This is a genomic window from Shewanella waksmanii (assembly GCF_043643685.1).
GTDB lineage: Bacteria > Pseudomonadota > Gammaproteobacteria > Enterobacterales > Shewanellaceae > Shewanella > Shewanella waksmanii_A.
The window spans coordinates 288,773-313,202 of record NZ_JBHZSN010000004.1 but is presented as its reverse complement, the minus strand read 5'-3'; the positions used below and the strand labels follow the sequence as shown (position 1 = coordinate 313,202).

The 24,430-nt window shown below is 43.9% G+C and carries 22 protein-coding genes; 9 read left to right on the top strand and 13 right to left on the bottom strand.

Annotated elements, in window-relative coordinates; translation table 11 throughout:
* Positions 1–210 precede the first annotated feature (210 nt).
* The gene (locus ACHUFW_RS08300) at positions 211–957 is read left to right on the top strand and encodes an ABC transporter substrate-binding protein (RefSeq protein ID WP_394202118.1); all 747 of its coding nucleotides are present in this window, start codon (positions 211–213) and stop codon (positions 955–957) included.
* Here the strand turns inward: ACHUFW_RS08300 and ACHUFW_RS08295 are convergent.
* Genes ACHUFW_RS08295 through ACHUFW_RS08285 form a run of 3 tightly spaced genes read right to left on the bottom strand, consistent with a single transcriptional unit; the run spans position 954 to position 2,925 of the window.
* A complete protein-coding gene (locus ACHUFW_RS08295; RefSeq protein WP_394202117.1) occupies positions 954–1,703 on the bottom strand; it encodes a ribonuclease H1 domain-containing protein in 750 nt (249 codons plus the stop codon). The two genes, ACHUFW_RS08300 and ACHUFW_RS08295, sit on opposite strands and share 4 nt — an antisense overlap.
* A gap of 50 nt (positions 1,704–1,753) precedes the next feature.
* Positions 1,754–2,308, bottom strand: coding sequence for a DUF1415 domain-containing protein (locus ACHUFW_RS08290; protein ID WP_394202115.1), 555 nt, complete (start codon positions 2,306–2,308; stop codon positions 1,754–1,756).
* A gap of 20 nt (positions 2,309–2,328) precedes the next feature.
* Positions 2,329–2,925: a LysE family translocator gene (locus ACHUFW_RS08285; RefSeq protein ID WP_394202113.1), complete on the bottom strand. Its 597-nt coding sequence runs from the start codon at positions 2,923–2,925 to the stop codon at positions 2,329–2,331.
* Between the two features lie 379 nt (positions 2,926–3,304).
* Between ACHUFW_RS08285 and ACHUFW_RS08280 the strand changes: the two genes are divergently transcribed.
* Together ACHUFW_RS08280 and ACHUFW_RS08275 are read left to right on the top strand one after the other, a co-directional pair.
* Positions 3,305–6,265, top strand: a complete 2,961-nt coding sequence (locus tag ACHUFW_RS08280) for a M9 family metallopeptidase (protein ID WP_394202111.1) — start codon at positions 3,305–3,307, stop codon at positions 6,263–6,265.
* Positions 6,266–6,422: 157 nt separating this feature from the next.
* Positions 6,423–6,986, top strand: a complete 564-nt coding sequence (locus ACHUFW_RS08275; RefSeq protein WP_394202109.1) for a DUF4136 domain-containing protein — start codon at positions 6,423–6,425, stop codon at positions 6,984–6,986.
* Positions 6,987–7,073: 87 nt separating this feature from the next.
* Here ACHUFW_RS08275 and ACHUFW_RS08270 read toward each other — a convergent pair whose 3' ends face one another.
* Both ACHUFW_RS08270 and ppsR read right to left on the bottom strand, forming a co-directional pair.
* The gene (locus tag ACHUFW_RS08270; RefSeq protein ID WP_394202107.1) at positions 7,074–8,138 is read right to left on the bottom strand and encodes a 3-deoxy-7-phosphoheptulonate synthase; all 1,065 of its coding nucleotides are present in this window, start codon (positions 8,136–8,138) and stop codon (positions 7,074–7,076) included.
* A 165-nt stretch (positions 8,139–8,303) separates the two neighbouring features.
* Positions 8,304–9,116, bottom strand: coding sequence for a posphoenolpyruvate synthetase regulatory kinase/phosphorylase PpsR (gene ppsR / locus ACHUFW_RS08265; protein WP_394202106.1), 813 nt, complete (start codon positions 9,114–9,116; stop codon positions 8,304–8,306).
* 126 nt (positions 9,117–9,242) lie between these two features.
* Between ppsR and ppsA the strand changes: the two genes are divergently transcribed.
* The 5 genes from ppsA to ACHUFW_RS08240 all read left to right on the top strand — a co-directional run bounded on the left by ppsA (position 9,243) and on the right by ACHUFW_RS08240 (position 16,206).
* Entirely contained in the window at positions 9,243–11,612 is a 2,370-nt protein-coding gene (gene ppsA / locus ACHUFW_RS08260; protein WP_394202105.1) for a phosphoenolpyruvate synthase, read from the top strand.
* Positions 11,613–11,719: 107 nt separating this feature from the next.
* On the top strand, positions 11,720–14,770 hold the full coding sequence (gene ydiJ / locus ACHUFW_RS08255) for a D-2-hydroxyglutarate dehydrogenase YdiJ (protein WP_394202271.1): 3,051 nt from the start codon (positions 11,720–11,722) through the stop codon (positions 14,768–14,770).
* The gene (locus ACHUFW_RS08250) at positions 14,763–15,209 is read left to right on the top strand and encodes a DUF1285 domain-containing protein (RefSeq protein ID WP_394202103.1); all 447 of its coding nucleotides are present in this window, start codon (positions 14,763–14,765) and stop codon (positions 15,207–15,209) included. Before ydiJ ends, ACHUFW_RS08250 begins: the two co-directional genes overlap by 8 nt.
* 122 nt (positions 15,210–15,331) lie before the next feature.
* Positions 15,332–15,754 (top strand): MarR family winged helix-turn-helix transcriptional regulator, encoded by a 423-nt coding sequence (locus ACHUFW_RS08245; RefSeq protein ID WP_394202101.1) that lies wholly within the window; start codon positions 15,332–15,334, stop codon positions 15,752–15,754.
* A 41-nt stretch (positions 15,755–15,795) separates the two neighbouring features.
* Positions 15,796–16,206 carry a PliI family lysozyme inhibitor of I-type lysozyme gene (locus tag ACHUFW_RS08240; RefSeq protein ID WP_394202099.1) on the top strand — a complete coding sequence of 137 codons (411 nt, stop codon included), beginning with the start codon at positions 15,796–15,798 and terminating at the stop codon, positions 16,204–16,206.
* Between the two features lie 24 nt (positions 16,207–16,230).
* Here the strand turns inward: ACHUFW_RS08240 and ACHUFW_RS08235 are convergent, their stop codons facing one another.
* Complete coding sequence (locus ACHUFW_RS08235) at positions 16,231–16,575, bottom strand: hypothetical protein (RefSeq protein WP_394202098.1); 345 nt, start codon at positions 16,573–16,575, stop codon at positions 16,231–16,233.
* A gap of 185 nt (positions 16,576–16,760) precedes the next feature.
* Complete coding sequence (locus ACHUFW_RS08230) at positions 16,761–17,792, bottom strand: Leu/Phe/Val dehydrogenase (RefSeq protein ID WP_394202096.1); 1,032 nt, start codon at positions 17,790–17,792, stop codon at positions 16,761–16,763.
* A 256-nt stretch (positions 17,793–18,048) separates the two neighbouring features.
* Here ACHUFW_RS08230 and ACHUFW_RS08225 point away from each other — a divergent pair, with 256 nt between their 5' ends.
* Positions 18,049–18,489, top strand: a complete 441-nt coding sequence (locus tag ACHUFW_RS08225) for a DUF4826 family protein (protein WP_394202094.1) — start codon at positions 18,049–18,051, stop codon at positions 18,487–18,489.
* Between the two features lie 72 nt (positions 18,490–18,561).
* On the opposite strand, the gene ACHUFW_RS08220 is transcribed toward ACHUFW_RS08225, so the two are convergent.
* From ACHUFW_RS08220 to ACHUFW_RS08195, 6 genes are all read right to left on the bottom strand, one after another.
* Positions 18,562–19,692 (bottom strand): ribosomal protein uL16 3-hydroxylase, encoded by a 1,131-nt coding sequence (locus ACHUFW_RS08220; RefSeq protein ID WP_394202093.1) that lies wholly within the window; start codon positions 19,690–19,692, stop codon positions 18,562–18,564.
* Positions 19,693–19,769: 77 nt separating this feature from the next.
* A complete protein-coding gene (gene purB / locus ACHUFW_RS08215; protein ID WP_394202092.1) occupies positions 19,770–21,140 on the bottom strand; it encodes an adenylosuccinate lyase in 1,371 nt (456 codons plus the stop codon).
* Between the two features lie 27 nt (positions 21,141–21,167).
* The gene (gene hflD, locus ACHUFW_RS08210; protein ID WP_394202090.1) at positions 21,168–21,785 is read right to left on the bottom strand and encodes a high frequency lysogenization protein HflD; all 618 of its coding nucleotides are present in this window, start codon (positions 21,783–21,785) and stop codon (positions 21,168–21,170) included.
* A gap of 3 nt (positions 21,786–21,788) precedes the next feature.
* Positions 21,789–22,904 carry a tRNA 2-thiouridine(34) synthase MnmA gene (mnmA, locus tag ACHUFW_RS08205; protein WP_394202089.1) on the bottom strand — a complete coding sequence of 372 codons (1,116 nt, stop codon included), beginning with the start codon at positions 22,902–22,904 and terminating at the stop codon, positions 21,789–21,791.
* 135 nt (positions 22,905–23,039) lie between these two features.
* Entirely contained in the window at positions 23,040–23,492 is a 453-nt protein-coding gene (locus ACHUFW_RS08200; RefSeq protein WP_394202088.1) for an NUDIX hydrolase, read from the bottom strand.
* A 9-nt stretch (positions 23,493–23,501) separates the two neighbouring features.
* Complete coding sequence (locus ACHUFW_RS08195; protein ID WP_394202086.1) at positions 23,502–24,185, bottom strand: rRNA large subunit pseudouridine synthase E; 684 nt, start codon at positions 24,183–24,185, stop codon at positions 23,502–23,504.
* Positions 24,186–24,430 lie beyond the last annotated feature (245 nt).

The following is a 24,430-nucleotide window of genomic DNA, read 5'->3' as shown; positions in this document are numbered from 1 at the left end:
AAACGATGTTTTTAATGATAAATCAACGGTCTAATATTATCAGGTATTCGTTAGGTAAGCCTATCAATTGTCTTTCATCAGTTCATCTAAACGGGTCAAGATTATCTTGTTCAATTAAGCTGCCGAACTTGCTTAGTTGAGAATCAGCGTTAACTTTAAATAGTGGCAGATTTGGAGTTGCTTTTGAGGTATTGGCTAATAGTGTTGTTAATGTGGTGCATAGCTGGGCAGGGACAGGCGTCTGATGCTCAAAGACAAGTTGTGCCACTTTATACCTACCATTATATGCCGCCTTATGTGGTCGACTCGCAAAAGCAAATTGGCTTATTCTATGAAGTGGCGCGCTTCTTTAATCAACAACAGCAAGAGTATGATTTTCAAGTCTCTTATATTCCACGTAAACGGTTAAATTACCAATTGGAACAACATGAGTTTGATGGTTTGGTGATTGGCGTGAATCCAGTGTGGTTTCAAGACCGTGAAAAAAAGAAATATTTGTGGACTGCTGCGTTTATGCTAGACCAAGATGAGTTTCTTTCCCACCGAAGTAAGCCATTTGAATACCAAGGTAAAGCGTCGTTAGTCGATAAACAAATCGGCGGGATCAGTGGTTTTCGATATCACACGGTAGATAACTTGGTTGCGCAGGGGCTAGCAACACGAATTGATACCTCTAATGAATCACGGCTATTAAAAATGTTGCTTAAAAAGCGCTTTGATTGCGCCATCGTGTCTCGAGCCACCACTATTTATTATCAAACCTTATTGAAAACCAATCAGGAGTTGTATTTCTCTTCTAAACCACATGACATATATACCCGCCATTTTCTGGCGCCTATAGAGGCGCCGCACTTACATCAAGTGGTGGAAACCTTGATTTCTCAGTTGGTGGCTATGAAAAACTGGCAACAATTGATGCATCAATATCAGACAACACTACAAGTAGAAAACCCTTAGCCAGTGCGTAAGCTAAGAATATCGTCAATATCATAGGGTGCAGGAAACTGGCTAAAGTCACTATTTTTTTGATCAATGGCGTAAATAGACATGCGATCGGCCAGTTCATTACCTTCAATACCTATGTGAGCGGCAACATGACTGATTTTTAATGGCGTTTTAAGTTGATCATATAGCTGATGGGCAGATTGGATAATCGGTAAATTTTTTATATCTCCGGCTGTTTTGCGTTTCCAGCCTTTTGCTTTCCAACCATATGCCCAGTTGGTGACGCAATTTAATGCATATTGAGAATCACTGTGAATATGCACTTGTTTACCCAATTGAATGTACTTTTCTGCCAGCAGTAATGCCTGATAAAGTGCATTTAATTCGGCGCTATTATTCGTGCCATCTGGATGATAAAGGCCAAACCAGAGTTGCTCAAGCTGGCCTTGTTGGTACAGGGCGAGTCCAGAGCCAGCTTCGCCAGGATTAGGCTCACAGCCGCCATCAGTATAGATATCGATATCAGCGTTTGGCGCGGCGGACTTACTGGGGTTTTGCGTGGTTGCTGTTGTAGTTTGTTTGGCTTTACTACTGGTTGGTGTCGGCTGTTGCGCAAATGCAGCTTCGGCTTCCGCTAATGTTTTAAATGACTTGTATTTAGCGCCTGCAAATCCGTCTACTTGTGCTTTTGCCGTTGGCCAGTCAGTGAAAATGCCAGTTTTTCTTCCTGCCCAGATAACGTAGTATTTTTTAGCCATATTGATTCCGTAAAAAGATAAAATTAAGCCGCCAAAGATGAAGCGAGTCGCTATTTGCTATTGCTGCAACTTGATAATAATTTGACAAAAAAGTCACTGCCTTTTTTGTTGGCAAAGGCGATATTGCGCTCAGGAATAGACTCTGGGTCATCATAATCTGCAAGGGCTTTTTCCATGCTCGCTTCACGAATGATGTGAAGGGTTGGAAAAGGTGAGCGGTTGGTAAAATTGGCCGGACTATCTTGGGGCTCGCCATCAAAACAGTAGTCGGGATGGAAACTGGCCAGTTGATATATGCCTTCGTAACCTTGTTCAATCAATAAATCATTAGCGATATCCACTAAATCAAGATAGCTGTAAAAACCTTCAAACCCACGAGGTAAAATAAATAGTGTCGTTTCTATTTGTGGACTTTCATCAAGGGTCTCGCAGGCTTTGATGAGTGACATCAACACGGTAGATAGTTCAGTGTCCTCAACAGTTTGGTAGTGAATGGTATTGTTGAGTACTTCTTGGCGTGCAAACGGGCAAATATTGTATTTCATGATCACGCGCTCAACCCAGTTTTTGGTTTGCTGCGCGGGCGTTAACGTCTCAGCACTCATAGTGTTATTTTTAATTGGGATTATTGGGGAGCCATCATAGGTATGATGGAGGCAACAAGCAAGAGTGCCATTGAGATATTGAATATCCGTTGCTGGCGTTGATTTTTAAGTAACTTCTTTAAGCCAATCCCAAACCCAAGCCAAACCAATGCGCAGGGCAGGGCAACAGCGAGAAAAATACTGGCAATGCTGATCACTTGTGGCACTAAAGGTTGCTCAATAGAAGTAAATGTTGCCACTGCGCCAATGGCCATGATCCAACCTTTCGGGTTCACCCACTGAAATGCAGCAGCTTGTATAAAGGTTAATGGTTTAGCTTTCACTACACCATCCATTTTGCTACTGCTGTTAGCAATGAGCCAAGCAAGGTACAGCAAGTAGCAGATACCAATATATTTAATCACGGTATGTAGCACAGGATATTGGCTAAACAGCCCAGATAGTCCTAGTCCAATGGCCAAAACCATAAGTGGAAACCCAATGCAGATCCCAGTTAAATGAGGCAGTGAGCGTTGGATGCCAAAATTAACCCCAGAGGTCATTAACATAATGTTGTTGGGACCCGGGGTGATGCCCGATGAAAATGCAAACAGGGCAACAGCGACAATAAACTCCATACTCATGACTCGAAAATAGTAAAACAACGGCTTATCTTGGCGAAGTTCAACGTGTTAAGCCAGTGATTTTTCCTTATTGCCATCGTTGACAAGTTTTTCAATCACTGATTTTTGTTAGTTAAGCCACTGATCTTAGTCAGCTATCAATCGCATTTATTCATTCCTTTGCTACTAAAGCAAAAAAATCTCGACTTACCAATGTTGCATATTGCATACAATATTTGTTATAAATAATTTTGTAACAAAAATTTAACTTTTTGTTCTCAAAAAATAACAAATGCAGCTTGAGATATTTCCGTAGAGAAATCGCCAAGTATCTGAACTGAGTAACATTGCCGCAGGGCGTTTGCCCTGCTGACTTTTTGATTGGAGAATCAGCATGAAAAAATCACCTCAACAGCAGTTTAGTGCGCGCGGGAAATTTCGCGCCTCGCTGCTAGCGCTAGCCTGCTCAGCAGCACTGGTGCCAGCGTCAAATCTATCTGCAAACAGTTTACAACACGGCAAGGATGCGGTGACTCCAGTTACACAAACACAAACACAAAAAAACAATCCATCGATTGTAGACCGTAAGCCTGGTCAGTCTGCATCAATGGCTACCGCCCAGCGCCACCTTTCTAGTATTAAGCAGGATAAAAATAATCAAATAAAAGGGCCACAAGGGCTACAAGGAAATATGGGACCGCAGGCGGAAGCGGATCCATGTAATGGCTATGAGCAGTTTAATAACCTTAGTGGCGCTGCGCTGTATGACTTTGTCCGCAGTGCAGATTTTGCGTGTATATCGGAGCTTTATTCAAAAAATGACGCTACGGCTGTTGCCGCTTATCAAGCGCAAAATGTCATTGACGTTGCCAACTTTGCCAAAGCGCAGGCTGCGACTTATGACAGTAGCACTGGCAGTGAAATGTTAAACCTTATCTATTTCTTGCGTGGTGCTTTTTATATTGAGTACTACAACAATGGGTTAACTTACAGTCATAATCAGCCTGCAAATGCCTTGCGAGACTTGCTGATAGCTTATACGGCTAATCCAGTTTTTAACGCCACTACAGATATGCAAGGTAACACTTTACAAGAGTTTTTCATTGCATGGGATAGCGCCGACAGCATTTACGAATCCGTAGCGTCTATCACTAAATACCTTGATGGTTTTACTCCCGAGCACCTTGCAGTACCTGCTCACCGAACCGCAATGACCAAGGCGTTAACAACATTGTATTATGGCAAGTGGGATAACCAATATACCCAAGCTGCCATGGAGTTTGGCGATTTACGTGCTGCACTGCTTAAAGTTGCAACGTCTGATTACATTATTAACTCTGCCTATAGCTGGGAATCTTCTGACGCTTTCCATGAGTTTGGTCGCTTCTATGTCTATCAAGCTGATTGGAACCTACCTTTGAGCTTAAAAACTGAGCTTAATACTGGTACTGAAACTTATATGAATAAGTTTGAGCGACTATCTAAAGAATGGGCTGATGCTGCCGGTTATCTTGATTACTATAACCCTGGCCAATGTGAGCAATTTGGTATCTGTAACTGGGAGCAAGAGTTAGAAGATACAGTGCTTTCAATTCACTATAGTTGTAGCAGTACCATCAATATTCGTGCTCAGCAGATGACGAATGCCGAGCTACAACAGTCTTGCGATTTAATGGGTGAAGAAGAGATCTTGTTCCATGATGTGTTGGCAACAGGTTATCAGCCCGTCGCCGATGACAATAACACTAACCTTGAAGTGAATATTTTCGATAGTTATGACGACTATGATCAGTATGCTGGCACTATCTTTGGCATCAGTACTGACAATGGTGGCATGTACTTAGAAGGTACTCCTTCTCAAGTGGGTAACCAAGCGCGCTTTATTGCCCACGAAGCGACATGGACAGACGAAATACTCGTTTGGAATCTGCGCCACGAATATGTCCATTATCTTGACGGTCGTTTTAACCTGTATGGCGCGTTTAACTATTTTGACATCGATACGGGCAAATCGGTTTGGTGGTCAGAAGGTTTGGCTGAATATATTTCGCAACAAAACCGAAATGATGATGCGATCGCACTTGCACGCACCCAGGAGTTTAGCTTAAGTGAAATTCTGTCCAATACTTATAACAGTGGTACTGACCGAGTTTACCGTTGGGGTTATCTGGCCGTTCGCTTTATGTTTGAAGAGCAGCGCGGCGATGTGGAAGAGCTACTTGTGCTGGCAAGAGCAGGTGATGCAGCAGGTTGGTTAGCGTATATCAACAACAATATTGGTACTCAATATGATACGCAGTGGAACAACTGGCTATTGACCGTAAGTAGTAATGACACACCGTTAAGTGGTGGTGGCTCGACCCCGGTCGACAGTGATGGCGATGGTGTGATTGATAGTGAAGATGCTTTCCCACTAGATCCTACTGAAACGAAAGATTCTGACGGTGATGGGGTAGGTGATAACGCCGATGCGTTCCCAAATGATGCCACAGAGACCGCGGATAGCGACGGTGATGGTTATGGTGATAATTCCGATGCCTTCCCAAGCGATCCTAACGAGTGGGCTGATGAAAATGGTAACGGAATTGGTGACAACGCTGATGCTGATAATGGCGGTGGCGCACCCATAGGGCACTGCGGGGCGACCACAACCACCGACGGTAACATTAATCAAGATGAAGCCGCTTGTGTCGCAGGTACGGGGACGAATTATTTCTATACCTATGTAGATAGCGATAATACTCAGCTATACATCTCAACAGCCGGTGGTAATGGCGATGTTGATATTTACTTTAACCAAGATACATGGGCAAGTGCTAGTAACTACACCGCGCAGTCAGCATCGAGTGGAAATGATGAGTTGATCAGCGTTGTGGCTAACCGTGGTTGGGTATATGTGTCAACGGTGGCTAGTGCTGCTTTTGATGGGGTGAGTTTAACCATTAGCCAATCAGCACCGAGTGATGGTGGTAACAATGGTGGTGATAACGGTGGAGATACCGGGGGGACTGTAGTGGCAGATGCGTGTGCTACATCAGCGCCTTATAGTTATGGTGGGCTGACCTTTGGTGAAGCTGTTTGTATCGCCGATGACCATTCAGCCTACTACTTCTATGTGCCTGCAGCGACAGCGAGCATTCAAATCGATACCGATCATGGTAGTGGTAATGTCAATGTTTATGCCAATGGTTCAACATGGGCAAGTGCGTCGGCCTTTGATGCTAAATCTGAGAACAGTGGTAATCGCGAATCAATTACGGTCAATTCGCCTGCAGAAGGCTGGTACTATGTCAGTGCCGATGGTGCACCAAATAGCCAAGGAGCAAGCTTAGTGGTCAACATGACAGCGCAATAAATGTAATTTTTAAGCGCGATTGTTAAGTAAAAGCATCGGCCTTTGGTCGGTGCTTTTTTGTTTTGATTACAAATGAGTCAGCTTAGGTTAACCTAGCTATTGTTAGATTAAGTTCATCCAGTTAGGGATATCATCAAATAAAGGAAACGATGAGTTTATGATGAAGAGATATTTAGCAGCGGCTGCGCTGATGATGACAGTGGGCTGTGCTAGCCAAGACACAGTAGATAATCCATTGTCTCGCACCACCATGGTGACCAGTGGTGATCTCAGTATGGTATCACATCAGAAAAATACTTATGCGTGGCATCCATCGGTTGATAATGTTGTTGCCGATGACCGCATTGATCAAGCCGCCGTAAAAGCCCATGTGCAGCAAGCGATTGATCAAGTCATGACTGAAAAAGGCTACCAGCGAGTAGGCTTGTCTTCTTCGCCTGCGATGTTAATTGGTTATGGTCTTGCATTGGAAGCAGAGATGAGTGATGCCGAGATCATGAAAAGGGCGGGCTTAGTGCCAGGGTTGTCGACCAAAAATGTCGATCATGACAAGTATGAGAAAGGTTCGGTATTGATAGCGGTATTTAATCCCAATCAAATTCAACCAGTTTGGCGAGTATTAGCGCAAGGTTTTACAGACTTTGAACAAAGCGCAAAGCAACGTCAATCGCGATTTGATATCTTGCTCGATAAAATGATGAAAGCGATCCCTAAAGCTTAAAGCTGATCAGCATATCAAGCTATGCAATATATGAAACTATAAAAAAGGCCAGTATTTTGATACTGGCCTTTTAGTTAAACATTGAGTTTATTTACTGAGTTTATCCATGCGGATGCGTGATGATTTTGCTAAGTCACGGATAAGCTGCTCAGAGTCTTGCCAGTGCAGGCAAGCGTCGGTAATACTCTTGCCGTAACAAAGAGGCTCACCAGCGACAACTTTTTGATTACCTTCTTCAATGAAACTTTCTGCCATGATCCCGGCAATAGCTGTGGAGCCAGATTCGATTTGCTGCATCACATCTTTGGCAACATTGAGTTGTTGCTTGTGTTGTTTTTGGCTATTGCCATGGCTGAAGTCAACCACCATGCGGTGTGATACACCTACTTGCTTAAGTTTGTCGGCAGCAGCCTGCACATCAGCTTCATGGTAATTAGGCTGTTTGCCCCCACGTAAAATAATGTGGCCATAAGGGTTACCGCTTGTACGATATACCGCCATGGCACCGTCTTTATCAGGGGAGTAGAAAATATGTGGCTCTTTGGCTGCGCGAACTGCATCCACAGCAATATTGATATTGCCGTCGGTACCGTTTTTAAATCCAACTGGGCATGACAGTGCCGATGCCATTTCGCGGTGAATTTGGCTTTCAGTGGTACGCGCACCCACGGCGCCCCAAGTAATAAGATCAGCGATGTATTGGCCGTTAACCATATCGAGGAACTCTGTCGCAATAGGTAGTTTTAGCTCTGTGATTTGTTGCAGTAATTCACGCGCTAAACGTAAGCCTTTATTCGCGTTAAAGCTGCCATCGAGATCGGGATCAGAGATAAGGCCTTTCCAACCTACTGTGGTGCGCGGTTTTTCAAAATAGACCCGCATTAAGATGCATAGGTCATCTTTAAGTTCAGTATGTAGCTTAGCTAAGCGTTTAGCGTAATCGATGGCACCCACAGTGTCATGGATCGAGCATGGGCCGATAATAACCAGTAAGCGCTTGTCTTCACCGGTTAAAATTGCTTCTACTTCACGACGTTGCTGGACTAGATAATCAGCAGCTTCTTGGGTGAGTGGATATTCAGCAGCCAACTTTGCAGGTGAAATTGCTTTGCAAAGCAGGGTGGTACGGAGTTCGTCTGTTTTAATGGTCATTCATTCTACCGAGCAATCGTGTAGGCATTTCGCCGTCTTACCTCGGATTATAACCAATAGCACGCGTGAGCACAGTGCTTAAACCAGCTAATTTGCTGTAAAATTTAAGCAACTGTGCAGTAAATTGTACAAAATCGTCAAAAATTACTCAGTTTTCCGCCCAAGTTAGAACATATGACGTTCTAAACCGGTGACGTCAAGTATCTTAGTTGCTATCTCTTCTACTGAATGATTGGTGGTGTTCACATAAGGAATACGCTCACGTTTGTACATCATTTCGACTTCTTTGACTTCGATACGGCATTGACGCAATGAGGAGTATCGGCTGTTCTCCATTCGGCTTTGACGGATTTCATGCAGACGAACAGGATCAATTGTTAGACCAAATAGTTTGCTCTTATTCCTTTTCAGTGCTTCCGGTAATTTTAGGTTATCCATGTCATCTTCGATGAAAGGATAGTTGGCTGCTTTTATACCAAACTGCATTGAAAGGTAGAGGCTGCTTGGGGTTTTGCCACAACGAGAAACACCAAGCAAGACTAAATCTGCTTTATCTATGTGCTTTAATGTTTGGCCATCGTCGTTATCCATCGCAAAGTTAATCGCATCGATTCGCGCTTCATAACTGTCATTGGCTTTGCCGTGGGTCCGATGAAGCACTGGAGCAGCTTTTACACCCAGCTGTTTTTCTAGTGGCGCGACAAAAGTGTTCAAAAAATCGTGATCTAAGCCTTCACTACTATAAATAATGTCTCGGATCTCTGGTTTTACGATGGAATGGAAAACTAATGGGCGTTCGCCTGTTGTAATAAAACTATCATTTATTTGCGCCTTTACTTGCTCAGCTCGTTGGGTTGTTTCAACGAACGGAATTGTAAGTGATTCAAATTCAACTGGAAACTGTGAGAGAACTGCATGGCCAAACACTTCCGCTGTGATCGCGGTCCCATCTGAGATATAAAAGACTTTACGTAACATTTTGACCTCTTGTAGTAATAAAATTACAAATAAAATTATAGATTTACGCTCGATGCGATGGAGTGTAAAATGCCGCTGCCCTCATGTGAAGGGGCCACACTGAAATAAACTTGCGGAGATAGAACTGTGCAGCAATATGTACTCTGGTATCAAGAATTAGGCATGGGAGACGTCAACAAGGTGGGCGGTAAGAATGCCTCTCTTGGGGAGATGATCAGCAATCTAGCTAATGCAGGTGTTCAAGTACCTGGTGGCTTTGCGACCACCTCTTTTGCGTTCAACGAATTTCTTGAACAAAGCGGACTGAACCAGAAGATATACGATATTCTAGAATCTCTAGATGTAGATGACGTGAACGCACTCGCTACAGCCGGTGCACAGATTAGACAGTGGGTGATTGACACCCCGTTCCACCCTGAATTTGAGCAGGTTGTACGTGAGTCGTATGACAAGCTTTCCTCTGAAACAAATGACGCTTCTTTTGCTGTTCGCTCTTCAGCAACTGCAGAAGATATGCCTGATGCTTCATTTGCTGGTCAACAAGAAACATTCTTGAATGTGAAAGGTTATGACTCAGTCCTTGTTGCTATCAAGCACGTTTTTGCTTCGCTATTTAACGACCGTGCTATCTCTTACCGTGTACACCAAGGTTACGACCATAAAGGCGTAGCGCTTTCTGCTGGTGTGCAGCGCATGGTGCGTTCTGATACTGCTGCTTCTGGTGTTATGTTCACCATGGACACAGAATCAGGTAACAATGACGTGGTATTTATTACTTCATCATTCGGTCTAGGTGAAATGGTTGTACAAGGCGCCGTTAACCCAGATGAGTTCTATGTGCATAAGCCTAGCTTAACCGCCGGTCATAAAGCGGTTGTCCGCCGTAATATCGGTAGCAAGCTTATCCAGATGGTTTACTCGGATGATACTAGCCACGGTAAACAAGTTAAGATTGAAGATGTGCCGGCTGATAACCGTCGTCAATTCTCAATCAATGATGCTGAAGTACAAGAACTTGCTAAGCAAGCGATGATCATCGAAAAACATTACGGTCGTCCAATGGACATCGAATGGGCTAAAGATGGTAACGACGGCAAGTTGTATATTGTTCAAGCGCGTCCAGAGACAGTTCGCTCTCGTGAAGATGTGCAATTGATTGAGCGTTACAACCTTAAGACTAAAGGCGAGGTTGTCAGTGAAGGCCGTGCTATTGGTCATAAGATTGGTAGCGGTGTTGCTAAGGTTTTGGCATCAATTGATGATATGGACCAAATCAAAGAAGGTGATGTTCTAGTCACAGACATGACTGACCCTGATTGGGAGCCAATCATGAAGCGTGCTAGCGCGATTGTGACCAATCGTGGTGGCCGTACTTGTCACGCTGCGATTATCGCTCGTGAACTTGGTGTTCCAGCGGTTGTAGGCTGTGGCGATGTGACAGACCGAATCCAGAATGGCCAGCAAGTGACTGTATCTTGTGCTGAAGGTGACACTGGCTTTATTTATGATGGTGTTCAAGAGTTCGAAGTGATGTCTTCTCGTGTTGATTCAATGCCTGAATTGCCAATGAAGATCATGATGAACGTGGGTAACCCAGATCGTGCATTCGATTTTGCTCGTCTTCCAAATGAAGGGGTTGGCCTAGCGCGTCTTGAGTTCATCATTAACCGTATGATCGGTATTCACCCTAAAGCACTGCTTGAGTTCAACCAACAAGATGCCGCGCTACAGCAAGAAATCCATGAGATGATTGCTGGATACGACTCACCTGTTGAGTACTATGTATCGCGCCTAGTTGAAGGTATTGCTACCATCGCATCAGCTTTCCATCCGAAGAAAGTGATTGTGCGTATGTCTGACTTTAAGTCTAACGAATATGCCAACCTTGTTGGTGGTGAGCACTACGAGCCAGAAGAAGAGAACCCAATGCTTGGTTTCCGTGGTGCGAGTCGTTACATCTCTGAATCGTTCCGTGATTGTTTTGCACTTGAATGTGAAGCCATTAAGCGTGTACGCAATGAGATGGGCTTGACCAATGTTGAGATCATGATTCCTTTCGTTCGTACCTTAGGTGAAGCAGAGCAAGTGATTGAACTGCTAAAAGAGCAAGGCTTAGAGCGTGGTAAAGATGGTCTACGCGTGATTATGATGTGTGAACTACCATCAAATGCACTGCTAGCTGACCAGTTCCTTGAGCACTTTGATGGCTTCTCAATCGGTTCTAATGACTTAACTCAGCTGACACTTGGTCTCGACCGTGATTCAGGCATCATTAGCCACTTGTTCGATGAGCGTAATGAAGCGGTTAAAGCGCTACTAGCGATGGCAATTAAAGCGGCTAAAGACAAAGGTGCTTATGTGGGTATCTGTGGTCAAGGTCCTTCAGATCATGCGGACTTTGCAGCTTGGTTAGTAGAGCAAGGTATTGATACTGTGTCACTAAACCCTGACACTGTGATTGACACTTGGTTATACCTAGGTAAAGAACACGGTTAATTATTCTTTAAAAAGAATAAGCTAATCTCAAAAAAGCCGCTTTTTAGCGGCTTTTTTTTGTTTATAATGGCTGCATAAATCCAAAAATGACGACATTAGACACCAACATGCTCCCTAAGCTATCGCATCAACAAACGTTAGAGCCAATTTATCTGCAGTTTTTAGACTCTTTGGCTAGCAGTCAGTTTACCGGTGACATTGATAAGCGCTACAGCGCAAGGTTAGCGCAAGCAACCGATAATTCAGTTTATCAATTTTTGCCTCAAGCGGTGGTTTACCCGAAAACCCAAGCTGATGTTAGATTAGTGATGAAAATGGCTTCCCACCCAGATTTTAAATCAGTGGTGTTTAGCGCCCGTGGCGGTGGAACAGGCACTAATGGTCAGTCACTTACCCACGGCATCATTTTGGATATGTCGCGCTACATGAATCGTGTGATAGAGATTAATGCCGAGGAACGCTGGGTTAAGGTGGAAGCTGGGGTCGTTAAAGATGCATTAAATGACGCATTGCGTCCACATGGGTTCTTTTTTAGTCCCGACTTGTCAACCTCAAATCGTGCCACATTAGGCGGCATGATTAATACTGACGCCTCGGGCGCAGGGTCATTGGTTTACGGAAAAACATCGGATCATGTTTTAGCGCTGACGAGTGTTATGCACGATGGTACTGTTTTGGAAACTGATAGTATCAGCCGTGACACATTGGCTGCAGAACTTGATGAGAAAACTAGCGGCAGCGCGGCAAAACTGCAGCAAGCTGTTAGTGCCCTGACGCTAGCACAGCGTGAAGAGATTGAGTCGCGCTTTCCCAAACTCAACCGTTTTCTTACCGGTTACGATTTAAAGAATGTTTGGGATGAAACGCTGAGTCATTTTAATCTATCGCGTATTCTTGCGGGCTCTGAAGGCACATTAGCGGTTATCACAGAGGCCAAGTTAGATATCACCCCGCTGCCAAGCAGCAGAATGATGGTGAATATTAAGTACGACTCGTTTGAGTCGGCACTGCGTCATGCACCCGATTTAGTTAAAGCCAATGCCACAGTGGTCGAAACCATCGACTCTAAGGTACTTAACTTAGCGCAACAGGACATTATTTGGCATTCGGTATCGGCACTCATTAAAGATGTACCTGGTAAGGTCATTGACGGCCTAAATATGGTCGAATTTGCCGGTGACAGCCAAGATGTTGAACAGCGTGTGGCAAATTTAACTGCGATGTTGGATAAGCAACTTGGCGAAGAAGATGCTGGGCTGCTGGGCTATCAAGTCACTGCGGATAAAGCGAGTATCAATACCATTTATGCGATGCGAAAAAAGGCCGTGGGTTTGCTTGGGGCAACGAAAGGGCATCGTAAACCAATTGCTTTTGCTGAAGATACTGCGGTACCGCCAGAGAAGTTGGCTGACTTTATCATGGAGTTCCGTGCGCTGCTCGACAGTCATCAACTGCAATACGGTATGTTTGGCCATGTAGATGCAGGGGTATTACATGTTCGTCCGGCTTTGGACATGTGTGATCCACAAGATGAACGTTTGCTAAAGACTATCTCTGATCAAGTTGCTGCACTGACACTAAAGTATGGCGGTTTGATGTGGGGTGAGCATGGTAAAGGGGTGCGCGGGGAGTACGGTCCAGCTGTGTTTGGCGAAACCTTATATCAAAGCCTGCGTCAGATTAAGACCTTGTTTGACCCACATAATAAACTTAACCCCGGCAAGTTAGTTGCGCCTCTAGACGCAGGTGAGTTGCAATACAATGTCGATAGTACCAAGCGCGGTGCTTTTGATCGGCAAATCCCCATTACCACCCGCGAAGCGTTTCCCGATGTGATGAACTGTAACGGCAATGGCTTGTGTTTTAATTACAGTGCCTATTCGCCCATGTGTCCGTCGTTTAAAGTCACTGGCGATCGTATTCACTCGCCAAAAGGGCGAGCAGGCTTGATGCGCGAATGGTTAAGGTTACTTGAAGCTGAAAATGTCGATGTGGAAGCACTGGCAAAATCCAAACCATTAGGTTGGTTGCAGCGGACACAAAATACGCTCAAAAAAGAGCGCGAATACGATTATTCCCATGAAGTTATGGCGTCATTAAAGGGATGTTTGGCTTGTAAAGCGTGTAGTGCCCAATGCCCTGTTAAAGTGGATGTGCCTAAATTTAGAGCGGAGTTCTTTAATATTTATTATCAACGTTACCTACGTCCAGCAAAAGATTATTTGGTTGCGGGTATTGAAGATGCGCTGCCATACATGGCGATGATGCCTAAGGCGACGAATTTAGTATCACAAAACAAGCTCAGTCAGTGGGTGATCAAAAAATCCTTAGGTTATGTCGACTCGCCAGCCTTGTCTGTGCCTACCTTAAAGCAAAGGTTAGATGGACATGCTTGTCGTGGTTATGATCTCGAGGCTTTAAAAGCTATTCCTACAGATGAACGCAGCCAGTATGTGTTGGTGGTACAAGATCCATTTAATAGTTTTTATGAGTCGGGTACCGTTTATCATTTTATTAAGCTGATTGAAAAGCTTGGCTATAAGCCAGTGTTATTGCCCTTTAAACCTAATGGCAAACCAATACATATTAAAGGTTTCTTAGACAAGTTTGCGAAGACTGCACAATCAAGTGCTGATTTTCTCAATCAGGTCTTTGCATTAAACATGCCGATGGTCGGTATTGATCCAGCGATGGTGCTTTGTTATCGAGATGAGTATCAGCATGCATTAGGCAAGCAGCGTGGTGAGTTTCATGTACAGTTAGCCAATGAATGGCTATTGTCAGCCATTGAAAATTTGCCCAAACCTGTCGATGTAGATCAAGCAGGTGAAGCCTACACTTGGATTAGTCATTGCACTGAGTCAACGGCAAAACCAAAGACTGCAAGTGAATGGCAACAAATCTTTGCTCACTTTGGTGCTAAGCTTAATACAGTTAGTCTAGGCTGCTGTGGGATGGCCGGTACTTATGGTCATGAATCAGATAACCTGGCACGGTCACAAACGTTGTATGAGATGTCATGGGATGAAACGATTAGCTCTCTGCCGCAAGATAAGATTTTGGTTTCCGGTTACTCTTGCCGCAGCCAAGTTAAGCGTTTTGGTGGCTTCAAACCCAAGCATCCGGTTGAAGCATTACTAGGGCTGGTGAATGGCTAATGATCAAGATGTGCAATCAGCACTGACACAGTTTTCTCACTCCGTGGGGTTGTGTGATGATCAAGTGCTGTTTCATATCGATAGGCGAGGGCAGTGGTTTTATCAATCATCGCCTTTGCCGAATAAATTTGCTTGTTTATTTGCAACGATTTTAGTCAACCGTGCTGATGATGTTGGTTATTGTTTGCAGACGCCAGTTGAGCGTTGTTTAGTTGATGTTGAGCAGTATCCATTTTTAATCGTTGACTATGATGTCGATGAACAAGGAGTCTTCACTGTAACGAGCTCTGTAAAGCGACAGTGGCAAGTGCCGAGTGTTTCCGAATTTATTGTCACCGATAGTGAAATAAAATTAATCCTTCCAAATGATCTACCTGCTAAGCTTGCTCGTAGTTGTTATTACCGTTTTATTGAACAATTTCTGCTAGTTGGCCAATAGCCTGCCGAAGTACCCAGGCTAATTTAGCTAAACATGAATACAATTTGTTACGTCAACGTCTAGTTTCTTACTGTTCAAGTGGTAGTATTAACTTAAGGTGCGAGTTCATTTGGAGGTTAGCATTGAAACAACATGAAAGCTTAGGCTATCTGGTTTCGCATTTGAATAATGAACTTCAAGATGCGTTGGACCAACGCCTTAAACGCTACCAATTAGATATCAAGTTATGGCCTGTCTTGTTTAGTCTATGGCAAGAAGAGGGCGTGACTCAGACTGAGTTGTCAAAACGTTGTGATGTTGCCAACTACACAATGACAAGACTGCTTGACCAGCTACAGCAACAAAAGCTTATTACTCGTCATCAAGAAGCGGATAATCGTCGCGCATTTAAAATATTCCTTACCGATAACGGTAAAGCACTTGAGCAAGATCTGGTGCGTGAAGCAGAGCGAATCAATGAGCGATTTTTATCAGCTTTGAGTGATGATGAGCGCCAGAGCTTCATTGCGGTGTTAAATAGAATTCAGCAGCCAGACAAACCGTAAAGTATCAGAAGGTCGATAGGGAAGATAAGCAGGTCGAGAACATGAATTATAAGTCTTGGTTGATGATGTTAGTTAGTGGTGCGCTCTGCGCCTGTTCCGTTAATGTTAATCGCAGTACGCCTAAACCAGTATCTCAGGCCTCAGTGGTTGAGCAAGGGGTATATGCAAAATCATTTAATTTGGCTAATGGCCAGTCAATCGTGCTTTCAGAAGGACGATTAGAGCCTCGCTCTATTGGGAGTATGAGCGTTAAGCTTTATCGAGACCTGAATGTCGGGGATTTCGTCGAAGCGATTAGCCTGTCTAGAGATGGCACGATTTTGAATGCTGTACTAATAGAAAATGGTGAGTATCGACAAAAACTGGCGATTACCACGGTTACCGCGGGCAGCGGCAATTATCAACAAAGTCAAATGGTATGCATTGAAGCCAACAAGCTAACCCTTTGTTAGCTTGTTGAAGTTTGTGATGTGCTTTTAGCTGATAACGAGTAGTCCAAATACCGCCAAACTGCTAACCAATATCATCCCTTGCATTGCATGCTGACTGGCCAGTAGGTTGTCTTTACCTTGCTTTAAACTTGTCACTAGGTTGTTTTTCTTAAATACTCGACAAATGAGTTGTTCAGTATTTGGATCGATAAGTAGTTGAAACTTACAAGAAGTTCCATTCTCTAACTGAAAGTGGTGTTCGCTGTTTTTGCTGAAATTGAGCTTCTTGGACACCATTTTACCGTTAACAAACACACGCTCTAAACCACTCCAATTACTTGCCTGTAATTCGATAAAGTCTTGATTAAGATCGTACTTGAAGCTGACCATACTGACTCCCTGTTGGTGCTTGGAGAGTGTAATTCAAGCAGAGGAATATGACATTTTCCAGTACGGTTTAATGAAAAAACTGTGTCTAAATACTATCTGGTTGCTGGCAAAGGAAAAATAAATTTTTGTATAAAAAAGCCAAAACAAAAATGTTTTGGCTTTAATTTTTTGACGGCTTAATAAGCTTATTTTGCAGATTCTATTATCTGTTTAGCGAGTTCATCGGCTACCTCTGCGGTAGTGCGATTTTGCTCGTCCGAAAGAGTGAAGATTTTTAATAGGGTGTTATAAATCTCTTCAACTTTCTTGGTTGAAGCTGCGGCATCATAGTCGTTTTCAAAAGAGACATTGATAATACCACCGGCATTAATCACATAGTCAGGTGCGTAGAGTATGCCCAGCTCTTTAAGTTTTTCACCATGGCGCGGCTCAGCTAACTGATTGTTTGCACAGCCGGCAACTATGGTTGCTTTGATAACCGGAAGCGTACTGTCATTGATGGTAGCGCCCAATGCGCACGGCGCATATACATCGACGTCTTGATGATAGATATCTTGTGGCGCGACAATCGTTGCACCAAACTCAGTTGCCACTCTGTCCAGTGACGATTGATGAATGTCGGTTACAATCAACTCAGCGCCTTCCTCATGAAGGTGACGGCATAAATAGTAACCTACATGGCCTACGCCCTGTACAGAAATTTTAAGGCCTTTAAGGCTGTCTAGACCGCGTTGGTGTTTAACCGCTGCTTTAATGCCTAAGTAGGTGCCAAGGGCAGTAAATGGTGATGGATCACCACTTTTACCTTCCAAGCCCGCCATGTATGGCGTTTCTTGGTGGGCAATCATAATATCACTGGTTGAAACGCCTACGTCTTCTGCAGAATAGTATTTGCCGCCTAATGTATGAATGCAGCGGCCAAATGCGCGGAAAAGCGCTTCTCTGTCTGTGGTCTTTGGATCGGCAATAATGACTGACTTTCCGCCGCCCATGGCCAAGCCAGCGAGTGCGTTTTTGTATGTCATACCGCGAGATAGTCTCAGCACATCATTGAGCGCTTCATCGTCAGAATCGTAATTCCACATTCTGCAACCACCGACCGCAGGGCCTAGGTTGGTATTATGGATTGCGACGATTGCTTTTAAACCGCTTGCTTTATCTTGGCAAAAGACGATCTGTTCATGGTCGTCAAATGAAATATGATTGAATACTGCCACGTACTTTTTCTCCACTGTGGGAATTTAATCGTCAATTGGCTTATTTAGCCATGTATGACGGCTTGTTATATTTATTGCAGAACGATAGCATTTAGCGATACTCTCAACAAAGTAAAGATTTGGATTAAATGTGATCGGTGTGGCAATTTTGGTTTCCACTTTACGTTAACGTCAATTTGATCGTTGTTTTATTCATCATCTTGCGCTAGCACGACACAGATCTAAACAGTTTATAACAATAAGATTAGGAAGAAGTATGGCGGAGCAAGCAGTCGAACTCACCCCAGAAGAAGCACAAAAACAAGAGGAACTGCGCCAGCAGTGGATCAAGGAACATTACCAAAAAGCCAATCGTTTTTTGGCAGAAAAAGGCGTGATCCCTAGTAATGTTTTAGTTGATGAATGCCGTTATTTAGCGCCTTATGTGGCGGTTTGGAAAATTGAATCTAAGCAACCAACCAAGAAAACCTATTGGGTTATGTCAGGCGATCTCCCTTCAGATTATGTTGACGTGAAAGTGGCAGCTACCGCGCGCGAAGCATTACGTCATTTCTCGATGATGTGGCAAATGAAAGCTGAAAACTTGGTTCAATCTGGCGCGACCAAAGACCCAACTCAAGCTCAATTTGCAAACTTGTTAGTGTCACGTGCAGAGAGTCTTTATCAAATTCAAAGCGATGATAAGCTTTGGGGCTAATCAGTAAAGATGTGAAAAAGGCACCTTAGGGTGCCTTTTTAGTTTTTAGATTTGTCACTAAAGCAACTTCTATTACTCTGACAGGTAAAGGTAACCTGTATTAATCAGTTCAATAATGAGTGTGGCTATTTCAGGTTCTTCAAGTAATAGATTTGTTTGCTGGCGGCTAAGATTAATATTTTCACTTAACACGCGGCGTTGCTGCGAAAGATGAGGCGGTAGTTGAAAGGTTTGGCCGTCAATAAATAACCGATTGAGTGGATCATTTTCAAGTTCGATAATTTTTAGTCCACCACAGCGGCATAATCTGGCCCCTTGTTCCAGAGCCTCGCGCAGTTCTGCTATGGTGTAAGACTGCTCTGGCGGACATACATCTAGTTCAAAACGATTTTGGCTCAACAGTTGTCCCAGTATTGGTTGCATCGTGTCTTGCGATTCAAGCAGCTGGCACAACATGGCTTTAAGATCTGACTGATGCTCGTCACTGATGAGGCTCGGCGTCTCAGGCTCAGATGTTGAAGTGAAGCGAGTTAGACCGCTATTTTGGTCAATGAGATGGTCGGCAAGGCTACTAAATAATTCCTGCTGACTTGGGGCTCTAAATCCAATGGAATAACTTAATGCTGTCGTGAGCGTTTTGGCACAATGGGGGTAGCCAGGGGGAATATAAAGCATGTCGCCTTGCTCTAAAACCACTTCAAGCATAGGCTCGAAATCGTCAATTAACGCTGTATGTGAATCTCCATTTCGCGCGCGGTACTCACCAATATCTCCCACTTTCCAGTGTCTAGAACCACTGCCTTGCAGTAAAAATACATCATAGTTATCTATGTGTGGTCCGACACCGCCACCAGGGGTAGCGTAGGACACCATCAGATCATCAAAGCGCCAGTCTGGTATGAATCGAAAGGCTTCGACCAGTGGGATAGAATCAGGGAACCAGTGGTTGACTGCTTGAACGAGCAGTTGCCAATTCTGCTCACCATAAGGACTGTAGTCCTCTATTGGTCCAGAAATGATTTGCCATTGGTTGTCCTCGGTGACAATGACTCTTGAAGCTATCTCTTCTTCACAGGCTAAACCAGCAAGTTCTTCGGCGGTAATAGGGTCGCTAAAGTCTTTAAAGGCTTGCTTGATAACGACTGGCTTTTTTTGCCAGTAGTGTTGTAAAAATTCACCGACGTTAAAATTTAATTGATACATGGACTTGGGTTCCAAAACGCAAATAAAAAAGCGGTAGAAATCTACCGCTTTTAAAAGTAAGTCAACCAGCTAGGTTATTACTTCAACTCATCAACCGATGCTTCAGCACGGCCAATGTAGTTAGCTGGGGTCATCTTCTTCAGCTCAACTTTAACTTCGGCTGGCAACGCTAGGTTGTCAATAAAGATAGCTAATTGCTCGCCATCAATACGCTTACCACGAGTCAGCTCTTTGAGTTTCTCATAAGGCTTCTCGATACCATAGCGACGCATAACCGTTTGTACAGGCTCAGCCAATACTTCCCAGTTTTGGTCTAACTCTTCACGTAGGTGCGCTTCATTGACTTCAAGCTTGCCAATACCTTTTAGTGTCGCCTGGTAGGCAATCAATGAATGCGCCATACCAACACCAAGATTACGTAATACGGTTGAATCGGTCAGGTCACGTTGCCATCTTGACACTGGCAATTTAGCCGCCAAGTGTTGCATTATGGCGTTGGCGATACCTAAATTACCTTCAGAGTTTTCAAAGTCAATCGGGTTAACTTTGTGCGGCATAGTCGATGAACCGATTTCACCGGCAACGGTTTTTTGCTTGAAGTGACCCAGTGCAATATAACCCCAAACGTCACGATCAAAGTCAATCAGTACAGTGTTAAAACGGGCTACCGCATCAAACAGTTCCGCAATATAGTCATGGGGTTCAATTTGAGTGGTGTAAGGGTTCCAGTTAAGACCTAAGCTGGTCACAAAACGTTGTGATAGGGTGTGCCAATCAACCTCTGGGTAGGCAGAAAGGTGAGCATTATAGTTACCTACTGCGCCGTTAATCTTACCCATAATTTCAACATCACTAATTTGCTTAAGCTGACGCTCAAGACGGACAGCAACGTTTGCCATCTCTTTACCTAGTGTTGAAGGAGAGGCGGGTTGACCGTGAGTACGAGACATCAGCGGCACGCTGCGATACTCAGTGGCAAGTGACTTAATCGCATCAACAATCTTTTGGCAATAAGGTACCAATACCTGCTCGCGCGCTTCATGTAACATCAAGCCATGTGATAGGTTATTGATATCTTCTGATGTACAAGCAAAGTGAACGAACTCGTCAATAGCAACAAGCTCTGCATTGTCAGCAATCTTTTCTTTAATGAAATACTCAACCGCTTTAACATCGTGGTTGGTGGTGGCTTCAATGGTTTTTACACGTTGTGCGTCTGCTTCACTAAAGTTGTCTTTGATTTGATCAAGCAACGCCAGTGCAGTCTCGCTAAACGGTGGAACTTCTTCAATTTCTGGGCAGCTAGATAACAGCTTTAACCAGTTAATTTCGACTTGAACACGGTATTTTGTCAGGCCGTACTCGCTGAAAATCTCTCTAAGAGAGGCGGTTTTACTACCATAACGACCGTCTACGGGAGAGATAGCAGTTAGTGCGGAAAGTTCCATTAGAAGCTCCTTAATGAACTTGGCTTATTATAGGGTAAGACTTTTTTTAGCTATATCGACTATTGATTTTCTCGCGAAGACAAGGTGTCTACGTTTGCCTCCGAGTTGGCGCCACAATACGGCACTGCGCATAGCAGACAGTAGTAACGCACGGATTTTCTGCTGAACTTGAGGTTGTTTTAAAAACTCAGGATTACCTGAGATTTGGATTTTAGGCCCAAGATTACTGATGATATCGCTATAGATACCAGCAAAGTTAGCAACTACCTGCTCATCGGTAATTTCAAAATGGTGTAGCTGGCGATCTACTTGATTTATACGCTCAGACAGCATACCTAGGGCGTTGGATGACCGCGCGAGTTTACGCTCTAGCGCAAGGATACCGACCAAGTAACGAGTGACTTCAACATCTTTGGATTTATCATCACCAAGCTGGTTAATGATTAGCTGATAGCCTTTGTTTAGGGCGACTTTATCAGCATAAACATCAGCAGTATTATCTGGGTTTGTAACAAGAATACTGTTCAATGCAGCTGCCAGCTGTTCACTATCTGTACTACCGTGACGGGCTACATACTGAACTTGGGCGATGGCCTGTAAAATACCGGCAAACGCCATGGTGCGGTCAAAAATCGGATCGCTCACGGGCTATTCTCTTATTAAGCTATCAATAATGCCGCCACCTAGGCAGACATCTTCATGGTAAAACACCGCAGATTGGCCCGGTGTCACTGCCGCAACAGGCTCATCGAATATCACTTTAATTCGATCTTCGTCTTCAATGCTCAGTGTACAGGCGACATCACGTTGGCGATAACGTGTTTTAACGGTAATTTTAGCGCCATCTTTAGGACCGATGCGGTCAACCCAATGTAGTTGATCAGCATAAAAGCCTATCGACATCAATCGAGGGTGCTGACCACCTTGGCCGACAACAAGTACGTTGCGTTCTAGGTCTTTATCGACCACATACCAAGGATCATCATTGCTATTTTTCATGCCGCCAATACCTAAGCCTTTACGCTGGCCAAGAGTATGGTACATCAAACCTTGGTGCTCGCCGATGACTTCGCCTTCAGCGGTTTCAATTTTACCGGGTTGAGCGGGTAAAAAGGTACTGAGGAAATCAGTGAACTTACGCTCGCCAATAAAGCAAATACCTGTACTGTCTTTTTTGTCATGGGTAACTAAGCCCATTTCTTTGGCAATTTCTCGTACTTCACTTTTTTGCAATTCGCCCACTGGAAACAGCGAGCGAGCAATCTGTTCATGGCTTAAGGTATACAAGAAGTAGCTTTGGTCTTTATTATTGTCGACGCCACGAAGCATCTGACTTTGGCCGGTTTCATCGCTGCGGCGGACATAGTGACCCATAGCGATATAGTCAGCATCTAAAATATCATCAGCGAAATCTAAAAACGCTTTGAATTTGATCTCTTTATTACACATGATATCGGGGTTAGGTGTTCTGCCAGCCTTGTATTCAGCAAGGAAGTATTCAAACACATTGTCCCAATATTCAGCCGCAAAATTAACGGTGTGGAGTTTAATCCCTAATTTGTCACAAACCGCTTGGGCATCTTTTAAATCTTCGGCAGCCGCACAATACTCATCGGTATCATCTTCTTCCCAGTTTTTCATGAACAAGCCTTCAACTTGATAGCCTTGTTTCATCAATAAATATGCAGATACAGAAGAGTCAACACCGCCAGACATGCCAACGATGACTTTTTTACCGTTTGGATTGGGTTTGATTAATGCCATAGATCCTAAAAACCGTTTAATTCTTAACAGCGAAATTGCGACGCGCCCTTTAATTTAAAGCGCTATGTGCCGCCGATTTCAGTTTGCCGCTTTTAGCGGGGGCATATTCTATCATGCATTATCAGTTGGGGCTAACTACAGAAAGCGAGAATTTAGCACTGTAAGCGGAAAGTGTTTTCCTTGTTGGTGATCTAAGATGGATTGCATGACCAATGGGCTACGAAGCTGGTCACGTATTTGCTCAATTTGCTCAATGCTTAGCCATAAGGCTCGGTTTATTGCTTGATCTAGGGGTTGAGTCGTTGGCTGATTTTCAAGATCGATAGCAAAGGTATAGCGCACGAACGCTAAATCTTTATTTGCACTAAATTGGTAGATGCCGAGTAAATAGCTTGGTGCAATGTCTAGGCCTGTTTCTTCATGTAGCTCACGCTGGCAAGCAGATATTAGGCTTTCGTTGGCTTCTAGGTGACCTGCAGGTTGGTTATAGCGAAGCTCACCATCAATATATTCTTCGACTAATAAGTACTTATCTTGGCAATGAACCACGCAGGCTACGGTGGTATTTGGTTTATAGCGCTGTGACATCAACTTTCCTTACTGTTGTGGCAAAACCCGATATTCACCATTTTTAAGATCATCTAGGCTCCATTGACCTATTTTATAACGAATCAATCTGAGTGTCGGGTAGCCCACATGGGCAGTCATACGTCTGACTTGCCGGTTTCTACCTTCACAAATTTCAATCGATAACCAAGTGGTGGCGATATTCTTTCTTTCTCTTATCGGCGGTGTTCTAGGCCACACATCAGGTGATTCAATCACCTTAACCTTTGCCGGTAGGGTAGGGCCATCTTTTAAGGTAACGCCTTGGCGTAATTGCTCAAGCACTGCATCACTGGGCTGACCTTCAACTTGAACCCAGTAGGTTTTATAGGTTTTTTTATTCGGCTGGGTGATTTTTGCCTGTAAAGGACCGTCGTTAGTGAGCAACAATAAACCTTCACTGTCTCGATCAAGTCTTCCTGCGGCATAAACATCCGCAATGGGGATGTAATCTTTTAATGTGCGTCGACCTTGTTCATCGGTAAACTGACACAATACGTCAAATGGTTTGTTAAACAACACAATAACGGGGTTGTCACTGCGAGGTTTACTATTCACTTTGCTCGGTTTTCCACGTCGCTGTGGCTTATTAGCTGTCGCGTGAGGTTTAGCGAGCTTGCGCCATGAAGTATGGCTGGTTTTTGGTTTGCGTTTGGAACAATTTGATGCAGTCAAAGTGGTTAAGTTCTGGCATAGTGAGAAGTCATTCCACTATTGTACGTTGCATTCGCCATTAGTGGAATTTGAATATTACTGTGGATCATTTATGATGTTCGCCATAAAAATGTGATCTAAAGCAAGTTATTTACCCATTTTGATATGTACAACGCCTGTAGTAATGCGTTTTCTGGCCTACCTAACAACCAGCACTCTCAATTACTGCATTAGATATAAAGGGGCGTAGATCCCAATATAAACCA

What these genes read in the sequence shown, in the direction of transcription:
- purB (WP_394202092.1), bottom strand. Translation starts at nt 21,140, where the DNA reads ATGGAACTTTCCGCACTAACTGCTATCTCTCCCGTAGACGGTCGTTAT.
- ydiJ (WP_394202271.1), top strand. Translation starts at nt 11,720, where the DNA reads ATGCTCCCTAAGCTATCGCATCAACAAACGTTAGAGCCAATTTATCTG.
- ACHUFW_RS08295 (WP_394202117.1), bottom strand. Translation starts at nt 1,703, where the DNA reads ATGGCTAAAAAATACTACGTTATCTGGGCAGGAAGAAAAACTGGCATT.
- ACHUFW_RS08270 (WP_394202107.1), bottom strand. Translation starts at nt 8,138, where the DNA reads ATGACCATTAAAACAGACGAACTCCGTACCACCCTGCTTTGCAAAGCA.
- ppsR (WP_394202106.1), bottom strand. Translation starts at nt 9,116, where the DNA reads ATGTTACGTAAAGTCTTTTATATCTCAGATGGGACCGCGATCACAGCG.
- ACHUFW_RS08285 (WP_394202113.1), bottom strand. Translation starts at nt 2,925, where the DNA reads ATGGAGTTTATTGTCGCTGTTGCCCTGTTTGCATTTTCATCGGGCATC.
- ACHUFW_RS08235 (WP_394202098.1), bottom strand. Translation starts at nt 16,575, where the DNA reads ATGGTCAGCTTCAAGTACGATCTTAATCAAGACTTTATCGAATTACAG.
- ACHUFW_RS08250 (WP_394202103.1), top strand. Translation starts at nt 14,763, where the DNA reads ATGGCTAATGATCAAGATGTGCAATCAGCACTGACACAGTTTTCTCAC.
- ACHUFW_RS08300 (WP_394202118.1), top strand. Translation starts at nt 211, where the DNA reads ATGTGGTGCATAGCTGGGCAGGGACAGGCGTCTGATGCTCAAAGACAA.
- mnmA (WP_394202089.1), bottom strand. Translation starts at nt 22,904, where the DNA reads ATGGCATTAATCAAACCCAATCCAAACGGTAAAAAAGTCATCGTTGGC.
- ACHUFW_RS08280 (WP_394202111.1), top strand. Translation starts at nt 3,305, where the DNA reads ATGAAAAAATCACCTCAACAGCAGTTTAGTGCGCGCGGGAAATTTCGC.
- ACHUFW_RS08275 (WP_394202109.1), top strand. Translation starts at nt 6,423, where the DNA reads ATGATGAAGAGATATTTAGCAGCGGCTGCGCTGATGATGACAGTGGGC.
- ACHUFW_RS08220 (WP_394202093.1), bottom strand. Translation starts at nt 19,692, where the DNA reads ATGTATCAATTAAATTTTAACGTCGGTGAATTTTTACAACACTACTGG.
- ACHUFW_RS08290 (WP_394202115.1), bottom strand. Translation starts at nt 2,308, where the DNA reads ATGAGTGCTGAGACGTTAACGCCCGCGCAGCAAACCAAAAACTGGGTT.
- ACHUFW_RS08225 (WP_394202094.1), top strand. Translation starts at nt 18,049, where the DNA reads ATGGCGGAGCAAGCAGTCGAACTCACCCCAGAAGAAGCACAAAAACAA.
- ACHUFW_RS08240 (WP_394202099.1), top strand. Translation starts at nt 15,796, where the DNA reads ATGAATTATAAGTCTTGGTTGATGATGTTAGTTAGTGGTGCGCTCTGC.
- ACHUFW_RS08200 (WP_394202088.1), bottom strand. Translation starts at nt 23,492, where the DNA reads ATGTCACAGCGCTATAAACCAAATACCACCGTAGCCTGCGTGGTTCAT.